Below are 2,466 nucleotides of genomic sequence, written 5' to 3' on the forward strand. Positions count from 1 at the left end.
CAAAGAGTATAAGAAGGCCGAATCCAAGAAGAAGGCAACCCGAGGGCGTATCCAGTCCAACATCATGTTGCTGGATGAGGCCGAAGAGTGGCTACCTGCCGCCACGGGCGGCGGTGACCCTATGGGTAACGAGCCAGGAATATAGTTTTTTCTTCAATAAACTGTCTGAACTGTCCGCCCTTAGAATAAAAATATAATAAATACATATAATTAAATAGGGCGGACAGTGGGCGGACAGTTGGTAGTAAGTGTCTGAACCGTCCGCCCTTGGGCGGGTAGTTTGGGCGGGTAGTGGCGGACAGTTTTGTACCAACTGTCTGACTGCTTAAATTTATGATTTATATTGATAAAGTGGCAAGGGCGGACAGTACGGACAGTTTTAGGGGTAAAAAACTTTTCTCTATGAAATGGGGGTAAAAATGACACAACCTAGCCAAAGAAGATCGGGCATTGAAATACTGGATATACACCCTGCGCGTCAAGGTATCAGGGTGAAGATAGTCAACCGCAAAACAGAGGAGGTTGTCGCGGTACATGATGTGATCAGCTATGTCGATGTGAACTACTGGCATATCTATAGCGATGAGCCTGTGAAGCAAGTGCTTCCGTGTATTAAGGTAAATGGCGAAGCAATCCCATTAGACGTGCCAGTGGGTCATAAATTAGTAACCGAGTATATTTAACGAAGAGGGTGATATGGAAAGATTACTTGAAATTAAACGCCGTGTTGATGATATCTCCGAGGATTTGAATGTCATGTATCCACGGTATAAAGCAGATGCGGCTATTAGTGATAAAGTGACAGAGTTAAAAGAGTATGCTCAAGCCACATTGAAGGAAATTCAGGGGCAACTTAAACGCGGTGAACTCACCGCCTTTGAGAGGCAGTTTATTGAGCCAGCAATTTACGATTCCTACATGAAGGCGATCGACAAAATCAGGAAAGGGGCCAAGCCAAGCGAAAGGCTCAATGATTTAATTTGTGAAACAGATAGCACTATTGGTTATTGGGTATGTGCGATAGAGGCGTTTAAGAAAAAAGAAGTGTAAATGTTTTGTACCCATGATTACTCATGATTACCCCTCTATTTTTGAGGGGTTTCATTTTTTATTTTCATGTATATGTTGAGGGGTGACACTCCGACGGGAGCCGTCACTTTAGCCGCCTAACACCCACCTTTCCGCACTGGAAATCTGTTAAGCGGCTTCCCTCTCTGAGTTGGTTTCCCGTCTGTATTCACACTATACGGAAACCGCTATGAAAAAATTGATTGAACTCCGCCAGAAGAAAGCCGAACTCGCTACCCAAATGCGCTCCCTGCTGACCAAGGCCGAAGATGAGAAACGCAGCCTTACCACCGAAGAGGCTACCCAGTTCGACGAACTCCGCACTCAGACCGACGCCCTACAGGCTGATATTGGCCGCTATGAAGCCCTGGCTGATGAAGAACGCGCCCAAGGTGGAAACGCCAAGCCAGCCAAAGACGGCAAGACTGTAACCAATGAAGAGTTGCGTCACTACATCATGACTGGCGAAACCCGCATGTTATCGACCACCGTCAATGAGAGCGGTGGCTATTCCGTTATCCCTGAGCTGGATACCGAGATCATGCGCATGTTGGCGGATGAAAGCGTGATGCGCCAGATCTGCACGGTGAAGACCACCAAATCCAACGAATACAAAAAACTCGTGTCCGTAGGCGGCGCGGCGGTAGGACGTGGCACCGAAGGTGATGCCCGTACCGAAACCGCGACGCCTAAGCTGGAAGAGGTCAGTATCAAGCTGAACCCTATCTATGCTTACCCGAAAACCACTCAGGAAATCCTCGACTTTAGCGATGTGGATATTCTGGGCTGGTTGACCGAAGAGATCAGCGACACTTTCGCCGAAACCGAAGAAACCGACCTGGTGAACGGTGACGGGGCGAAAAAATCCAAAGGGTTCCTGGCCTATCCCCGCGCTGCTACCGGTGACCGCGCTCGCCCGTTCGGCACCCTGGAGAAAATGGTTTCCGCTGGTACTACTCCCACCGCTGATGAGCTGATCGATCTGGTCTTCAAGCTGCGCCGCCGCTACCGCAAAAATGCCGTATGGGCGATGAACTCCAACACCGCCGCCATGCTGCAAAAGCTGAAGAACGGCAATGGAGATTACATCTGGCGCGATCGTCTGCAAGCCGGTGATCCGGATATGTTGCTGGGCCACCCGGTTCACTACCTGGAGAACATGCCAGACGCCGCTGCAGGCTTGCCAGTAATTGCTGTGGGTGACTTCAAGCGCGGCTATTTCATCGTGGATCACGACACCGGTACCCGGACCCGCCCGGACAACATCACCGAGCCTGGCTTCTACAAGGTGCATACCGATAAGTACCTGGGCGGCGGGCTGATGGATTCCAACGCCATCAAGGTACTGGAAATCAAAAAGTAAGTATCAGCGGAGGGGCTACGGCCCCTTTTCTGTCT

General features: G+C 50.0%; 3 protein-coding genes. All 3 read left to right on the forward strand.

Annotation, left to right across the window (positions count from 1 at the left end):
• Positions 1-419: 419 nt before the first annotated feature.
• The 3 genes from ACKWMY_RS28015 to ACKWMY_RS28025 all read left to right on the forward strand — a co-directional run bounded on the left by ACKWMY_RS28015 (position 420) and on the right by ACKWMY_RS28025 (position 2,431).
• Positions 420-683, forward strand: a complete 264-nt coding sequence (locus tag ACKWMY_RS28015; protein WP_409487523.1) for a hypothetical protein — start codon at positions 420-422, stop codon at positions 681-683.
• A gap of 13 nt (positions 684-696) precedes the next feature.
• Positions 697-1,050, forward strand: coding sequence for a hypothetical protein (locus ACKWMY_RS28020; RefSeq protein WP_409487524.1), 354 nt, complete (start codon positions 697-699; stop codon positions 1,048-1,050).
• A gap of 208 nt (positions 1,051-1,258) precedes the next feature.
• The gene (locus ACKWMY_RS28025) at positions 1,259-2,431 is read left to right on the forward strand and encodes a phage major capsid protein (protein ID WP_409487525.1); all 1,173 of its coding nucleotides are present in this window, start codon (positions 1,259-1,261) and stop codon (positions 2,429-2,431) included.
• Positions 2,432-2,466: the final 35 nt, after the last annotated feature.

This window comes from Serratia sp. J2 (assembly GCF_046269175.1).
GTDB lineage: Bacteria > Pseudomonadota > Gammaproteobacteria > Enterobacterales > Enterobacteriaceae > Chania > Chania fonticola_C.

What these genes read in the sequence shown, in the direction of transcription:
- ACKWMY_RS28020 (WP_409487524.1), top strand. Translation starts at nt 697, where the DNA reads ATGGAAAGATTACTTGAAATTAAACGCCGTGTTGATGATATCTCCGAG.
- ACKWMY_RS28015 (WP_409487523.1), top strand. Translation starts at nt 420, where the DNA reads ATGACACAACCTAGCCAAAGAAGATCGGGCATTGAAATACTGGATATA.
- ACKWMY_RS28025 (WP_409487525.1), top strand. Translation starts at nt 1,259, where the DNA reads ATGAAAAAATTGATTGAACTCCGCCAGAAGAAAGCCGAACTCGCTACC.